Here is a 6,162-nt window from a genome sequence, read left to right on the forward strand (position 1 = left end):
TTAATCCAATTAAATTTCAGTGACTAAGTCATGTGAATGATTTGGCGTTATTTATGGACGGAAAAATGCATCTTCAGAAATAAGTACCATAATTCCACGATAAACATTTTTAATTGTGTACCAAATTGTAAGTATTAGCAAAATAATTGCGATTGTAATACTGATAACAGTTAATGTTGTGGAAGTATGATTCAATAAGACACCACTCATGGCAGCACTGATAATTAAAAATATTGGTCCTAGGTACGTTATAATATGATAGACTAACGATTTAGCTGCATGACTTGACGTTGGTTTACTTGCGAAAATCCACACAACGATAGGAACGATGAGTGGCGCGAAAAAAATACTGAGATAGCATATTGCAGCTAGTACGCGTTCGCTTTGTGTATTTTGTTGTATTGTTTGATTATTCATTGATTTCACCTCAAGTTGAATGATAACAATGAATGTTGAGGAAATATAGGCATAGCGATTAATATTACACTATTGTTAGTTTGCATTAGTACAACTTAAATCATATATAGTAAGAAATGGGGATTATAATAATGAAAATATATTTAGTGCGTCATGGAGAATCACAATCAAATTATGATAAAAAGAACGGTGAGAATTACTTTTGTGGGCAACTAGATGTCCCTTTAACGGAAAATGGAGAACAAGCTGCCCAATCATTGCAAAAGTATTTTAAAAATAAGGCTATCGATTGTGCATATGTTTCGGATTTATTGCGCACACGTCAAACATTCAGTGCAATTTTTAATGATTCGATACCAAGTCATATGACGCCATTATTAAGAGAGCGTTCGCTTGGCATTTTTGAAGGTGAAATGGTGACAGATATTGAGCAGAACACTAAATATAGTCATTTCTTTGAAGATAAAGCTTACAGTTCATTCCGTCACAGTTTTACACAGAAAGCACCTGAAGGAGAGAGTTATAGCGATGTCATGCAGCGTGTGGAACAATTCTTTAATGAAGTAGTTGATGATTCCTTGTCTTCTATTGTAATTGTGGCACATCAAGTGGTTATTCGATGTTGTTTAGTCTATTTGGGTTATGATTCTGAAGAAACAGTAATTGATAGAAAAATAGAAAATTGTGTACCTTATGAGGTAGAAAAATAAATATTAAACAAAAAACCTGAGCCGTCATGTTACGGTTCAGGTTAATATCTTTTGGCTGCTGTTAAGCTATCATGAAATCCTTGGAATAGTGTGTTGAAATTGTCTAAGAAACTACCAACAATAACGGCAAGTATGACGTAAGTAACGCTAAGAGCGATTGTTTTAAAAGAAACAACGCCATATTTTTCTTTCTTCTCAAAGAGATTAAAAGCTATGAAGATAGCAGCCATTGCACCTATTAATATAGTTAATATCATAAAGGTGACCTCCTTAAAATAATTGAGTGGCTGTGCTTCGATGCATTTGTTTTATTACTTAAATTTATGATAACAAATGTCACTTTAAGAAAAAAAGGAAAGTTACATTAAAAAACCTTACAATTAAGTAAGGTTTTTTACAGAAATAAGTCATTGGTGAAAATGATAGGATTTAAAATGTGCTTGAAGCCCTTTGTCATCATGGAAAGGTGACATGTAATCATTTTGTAACTTATTCTAATTGTTGCTAATTAAATTGATCAGCATGCTAAGTATGATATGAAAAGAGACACAAAGTTGTCACTTATTTATCAACTGCGTCAGTCTTAATTCCTTTTTCTTTCAAGAATTTTTTGATTTTATCTTGTTGTTTGCCGTTTACGTCACCAGCATATTTTGTAGAAACATCAACAACATTGAGTTCATTTTGCGGTTGATAGTCTAATTGTTCAATATCTTCATCCGCGTTACTAATTGTACTGTTTAATGCTTTAAAATAAGTAATAATGCGATCTACATTTTCTTTATAACCTTTTGGTAAAGTATTATTTTTTACAAATTTTTCAAAACGGACGTCGTTTTTAACTGCATTATGTGATAAGTCTGATAAGCGCTTTGCTTGCTTGTCAGTAATTTTAGTATCTGTACCTGTTTGTTTATCGAGTTTATATTGAATTAAATATTTATTGTCGAGAATATCTGAATTTACATCTAAGTATTTTTGGATTGCTTGATTTGCTTCAGATTCACTTAATTGTTCACCTTTTTTATCAGAACTAAAGACATCTTGCTCAGTGATTTTTTTAACATTGGTAGGTGCGTGTTTTTCACTATGGCTATTGTCATCATCTGACTTTCCATTTGAACAAGCTGCAAGTATAACAGTTAGTACTAGAACTAACGATAATAGTATTCTTTTTTTCATAAAATAAAACTGCTCCTTTAATCATAATCAGTCGAGTAAATAACATTACAGAATGTTTAAACGCGCTTATAAGAAATTATAACTTAAGCGTATCATGTCGTGCTATTGATTTGAATGATGGATTAAGCAATAAACGCACAATCTTTTGAACAAAAATTCTATAATAATTTCTAATATGTTAGGATGGAGGGCATTATTTGTAAAAACGACAAAAAACCAAGCAAGTTTCAATAACTTGCTTGGTTTTATAATGCTTGATGCCATGGGATTAGTGTCTGATAATATAGTCAAACGCATTTAATGCTGCGTTCGCACCGGCCCCCATAGAAATGATGATTTGCTTATTACGATCATCTGTGACATCACCCGCAGCAAAAATGCCTGGGATATTTGTCGCATTTTTACGGTCAATGATAATTTCATTGGCGTCATTTAATTCTACGTAGTTATTTAACCATTCGGTATTTGGTAACAATCCGATTTGGACGAAAATACCGTCTAACGTTAATGTGTTTATGTCTCCTTGAACCTTGTCTTGGTATTTAATACCGGTAACAGCATTATCACCAAGGACTTCAGTTGTTTGGGCATTCTTAATAATAGTAACGTTAGATAAGCTATTTAAACGATCTTGTAATACGTTATCTGCTTTAAGCTCTGCGTTACGCTCAAGCAATGTAACGTGTTTAACGATACCGGCTAAGTCAATTGCAGCTTCGACACCAGAATTACCGCCACCTACTACTGCAACATCTTTATTTTCAAATAAAGGACCGTCACAATGTGGACAGAATGCCACACCTTTATTAATCAATGCTTCTTCGCCAGGAACTTCGAGTTTACGCCAACGTGCACCCGTTGAAATGATAACAGTCTTACTTGTTAATTGAGCACCATTGTCTAAAGTGATGTTGATACCATCATCTGTTTTTTCGAGTGCATCAGCACGGACTCCAGTCATAACATCAACGTCATATTGATTAATATGATCTTCTAGTGCAGAAGCAAATTTAGGACCATCCGTTTCTTTTACAGTGACGAAGTTTTCAATTGTTGCTGTATCATTGACTTGACCGCCGATACGATCAGCAACAATACCTGTGCGCAAGCCTTTACGTGCAGTATAAACTGCTGCCGTACCACTCGCAGGACCACCGCCGACGATGAGTACGTCGTATGGTGCTTTGTCGTTAAATTCATTTGGGTCTGCTTGGCTACCAAGATTTGTTAAAATATCTTGAATCGTCATGCGACCATTACCAAATTCTTCACCATCTAGGAAAATAGCTGGCACTGCCATTATGTTTTCAGATTCTTCTCTGAAAATGGCTCCATCTATCATAGAATGTGTAATGTTAGGGTTTAACAAGCCCATTAAATTCAATGCTTGAACGACATCTGGACATTTTTGACACGTTAAGCTAATGTACGTTTCAAAATGCAGTGGGCGATCAATAGCGTTGATTTGGTTAATGACTGATGCTTCTTCTTTAGGTGCACGCCCACTAACTTGTAGTAAAGCGAGCACGAGAGAATTAAACTCATGCCCCATTGGTAAACCAGCAAAAGTAACGCCTGTATCTTCACCAGGTCTATTTACTGAAAAGCTTGGTGTACGTTTTAAGTCTGCTTCTTCTATTGAAATGTGAGAAGAAGCGGCAGATACTTCGTCTAGTAAGGCTTTAAGTTCTTTAGACTTATCATCGTCACCGAAACTTGCTTTCAGGACGACATCGCCTTCCATTAATTGAAGTAGTTGTTGTAGTTGTGATTTAAGCTGATCATTAAGCATTTAAATCAATGCCTCCTTAGATTTTACCTACTAAGTCAAGACCAGGTTGTAATGTTTCTGAACCTTCTTCCCATTTCGCTGGGCAAACTTCTCCTGGGTGTTGACGTACATATTGTGCTGCTTTGATTTTGTGAACTAATGTGCTAGCGTCACGACCAATACCATCAGCATTGACTTCAGCTGCTTGTACAACACCGTCTGGATCTACGATAAATGTACCACGTTGTGCAAGACCTACTTCTTCATCTAATACATCGAAGTTGCGTGTAATTGTTTGAGAAGGGTCGCCAATCATTGTATATTGGATTTTGTTAATAGCTTCAGAATGATCATGCCAAGCTTTGTGTACAAAGTGTGTATCTGTAGATACTGAATACACGTTTACACCTAATTCTTGTAATTTGTCGTATTGATTTTGTAAATCTTCTAATTCAGTTGGACAAACGAATGAAAAGTCTGCTGGGTAGAAACAAACTACGCTCCATGAACCTTTTAAGTTCTCATCTGTAACTTCTAAAAATTCATCCTTTTGTGGATCGTAAGCGTTAGCTGTAAATGGTAAAATTTCTTTATTTATTAATGACATAAAAACATCCTCCTATTATGTGTTAATGTATTTTCAATTAGAATTAGTTAAAAGGGGTAATCCCGTTTCTTAATTATAATAATTCTAATCTTCGTAACCTATTATTGCATGTCCCTAATTGTTAGTCAACAATGATGCAATGTTAAGTGAATAGATGAAAAATTGGTGTACAGTGATAATTCTTTACGATTATTGAAGAAAAATTTCTTTTGCTTGTTATGCACGAAAATATAAAAATAAACACTGTATATATATTAAATAGCCTTTCGATTCTCAACTAAACATTAGAAATGAGAAGGAAGGCTATTTGTGAAATATTAATTAAGTTGCGTAGTTATTGCGATTTTGGTATCACGGTTTTCATGAATTATTACTCATAATGAGACCAAGCAGAATAGATTATAACTTCTCTTTTTTCTTCGTCGACAGTATAAACAACTCTATGTTGATAGTTGATCCGTCTTGAATAACGACCTAAATGTTTCGGCTGCAATTTTTCAAAAGATTGAGTAGGTGAATAAGGGTCTTTTTTTAGTGTTTCAATAATATTTAAAAATTGATGTTTAAGCTGAGATTGCTTAAGATTTTTTAAATCTGATTTTGCAGAATTCTTAATGACAACTATATAATTACTCATTATAAGTCGTCCCAATCTATGTCATCTATATTTGTTTGACCACTTTGATCTTGTTCTCTTGTTCTGACTTTATCTAGCGTTCCAGTTGACTCGAGGTATAAAGTTTCTTGGATACTGTCCCAATCTTTTTGACCAATAATTACTGCATTATTTTCTGTATTGGAACTGTTGATAAATACAGGCTCATTATTGTCATTTACTTGTTTTAGAAGTTCATAAAACTCTTTTCTCGCGTTTGTAGGTGATTTTATATTCATAAGTTATCACAACCTTTCAAGTACTATTATTTTAGCGTACTGAAAAGCGTACGTAAAGTTAAATGCAGCAAAACTGAACCAAATGCACGGTTCAGTTTCAAGATAATACTAATTCAAGGATTGTATCATCCACCAAATCATACCGGCGACAGGAAAGAATAGCCACCAGTATCCTGCTAAAAACTCCCAACCATTCATAGGATCTTTTTTCTTATGGTCATTTATAGGTTGTTGGTAGGTTTCAATAATTGCCCTTTTGAATTGCTTGTCGCCTTTAATGAGTTCGTCTAAAGTAACGTCAAAAAGGTCGCTCATTTTAATCAACATATCTATGCTTGGATAAACTTTATTTAACTCCCATTTTGAAATACTCTGCTTAGAAATGTTTAATATTTCCGCTAATTCTTCTTGAGACCAGTTTTTTTGTTCACGTAACGCTTTGATTTTTAAACCTATTTCCATAGTAATCACTCCCTTTATTTTTAAAATAGATGAATTGTCAATTTAACTGCAACAGACTTACAGTGAAAATTTCATAAGGTGTACACCAATTAAGACACTTTCTTGGTCGATGATTTATA

At 34.0% G+C, this 6,162-nt stretch carries 9 protein-coding genes; 1 reads left to right on the forward strand and 8 read right to left on the reverse strand.

Features of this window, described 5'->3' with window-relative positions; translation table 11 throughout:
- Positions 1-51: 51 nt before the first annotated feature.
- On the reverse strand, positions 52-417 hold the full coding sequence (locus ACSULM_RS04595) for a DUF4870 domain-containing protein (protein ID WP_436860913.1): 366 nt from the start codon (positions 415-417) through the stop codon (positions 52-54).
- A 131-nt stretch (positions 418-548) separates the two neighbouring features.
- Between ACSULM_RS04595 and ACSULM_RS04600 the strand changes: the two genes are divergently transcribed.
- Entirely contained in the window at positions 549-1,127 is a 579-nt protein-coding gene (locus ACSULM_RS04600) for a histidine phosphatase family protein (protein ID WP_436860915.1), read from the forward strand.
- Between the two features lie 41 nt (positions 1,128-1,168).
- Here ACSULM_RS04600 and ACSULM_RS04605 read toward each other — a convergent pair whose 3' ends face one another.
- The 7 genes from ACSULM_RS04605 to ACSULM_RS04635 all read right to left on the reverse strand — a co-directional run bounded on the left by ACSULM_RS04605 (position 1,169) and on the right by ACSULM_RS04635 (position 6,043).
- Positions 1,169-1,384, reverse strand: coding sequence for a hypothetical protein (locus ACSULM_RS04605; RefSeq protein ID WP_436860917.1), 216 nt, complete (start codon positions 1,382-1,384; stop codon positions 1,169-1,171).
- 304 nt (positions 1,385-1,688) lie between these two features.
- A complete protein-coding gene (locus ACSULM_RS04610; RefSeq protein WP_436860919.1) occupies positions 1,689-2,309 on the reverse strand; it encodes an NDxxF motif lipoprotein in 621 nt (206 codons plus the stop codon).
- Between the two features lie 268 nt (positions 2,310-2,577).
- A complete protein-coding gene (gene ahpF / locus ACSULM_RS04615) occupies positions 2,578-4,101 on the reverse strand; it encodes an alkyl hydroperoxide reductase subunit F (protein ID WP_436860921.1) in 1,524 nt (507 codons plus the stop codon).
- 16 nt (positions 4,102-4,117) lie between these two features.
- The gene (gene ahpC, locus ACSULM_RS04620; RefSeq protein ID WP_069995725.1) at positions 4,118-4,687 is read right to left on the reverse strand and encodes an alkyl hydroperoxide reductase subunit C; all 570 of its coding nucleotides are present in this window, start codon (positions 4,685-4,687) and stop codon (positions 4,118-4,120) included.
- A gap of 370 nt (positions 4,688-5,057) precedes the next feature.
- Positions 5,058-5,324, reverse strand: coding sequence for a Txe/YoeB family addiction module toxin (locus tag ACSULM_RS04625; protein WP_436860923.1), 267 nt, complete (start codon positions 5,322-5,324; stop codon positions 5,058-5,060).
- Positions 5,324-5,581: a type II toxin-antitoxin system Phd/YefM family antitoxin gene (locus tag ACSULM_RS04630; protein WP_436860925.1), complete on the reverse strand. Its 258-nt coding sequence runs from the start codon at positions 5,579-5,581 to the stop codon at positions 5,324-5,326. The genes ACSULM_RS04625 and ACSULM_RS04630 overlap by 1 nt, the downstream gene beginning before the upstream one ends.
- Positions 5,582-5,689: 108 nt before the next feature.
- Positions 5,690-6,043 (reverse strand): helix-turn-helix domain-containing protein, encoded by a 354-nt coding sequence (locus ACSULM_RS04635; protein ID WP_436860927.1) that lies wholly within the window; start codon positions 6,041-6,043, stop codon positions 5,690-5,692.
- Between the last annotated feature and the right edge of the window lie 119 nt (positions 6,044-6,162).

The sequence above is a fragment of the Staphylococcus caeli genome, from assembly GCF_051413795.1.
GTDB classification, from domain to species: Bacteria; Bacillota; Bacilli; order Staphylococcales; family Staphylococcaceae; genus Staphylococcus; species Staphylococcus caeli_A.

Coding starts and splice junctions, on each gene's coding strand:
- ACSULM_RS04595 (WP_436860913.1), bottom strand. CDS start 417: ATGAATAATCAAACAATACAACAAAATACACAAAGCGAACGCGTACTA.
- ACSULM_RS04600 (WP_436860915.1), top strand. CDS start 549: ATGAAAATATATTTAGTGCGTCATGGAGAATCACAATCAAATTATGAT.
- ACSULM_RS04605 (WP_436860917.1), bottom strand. CDS start 1,384: ATGATATTAACTATATTAATAGGTGCAATGGCTGCTATCTTCATAGCT.
- ACSULM_RS04610 (WP_436860919.1), bottom strand. CDS start 2,309: ATGAAAAAAAGAATACTATTATCGTTAGTTCTAGTACTAACTGTTATA.
- ahpF (WP_436860921.1), bottom strand. CDS start 4,101: ATGCTTAATGATCAGCTTAAATCACAACTACAACAACTACTTCAATTA.
- ahpC (WP_069995725.1), bottom strand. CDS start 4,687: ATGTCATTAATAAATAAAGAAATTTTACCATTTACAGCTAACGCTTAC.
- ACSULM_RS04625 (WP_436860923.1), bottom strand. CDS start 5,324: ATGAGTAATTATATAGTTGTCATTAAGAATTCTGCAAAATCAGATTTA.
- ACSULM_RS04630 (WP_436860925.1), bottom strand. CDS start 5,581: ATGAATATAAAATCACCTACAAACGCGAGAAAAGAGTTTTATGAACTT.
- ACSULM_RS04635 (WP_436860927.1), bottom strand. CDS start 6,043: ATGGAAATAGGTTTAAAAATCAAAGCGTTACGTGAACAAAAAAACTGG.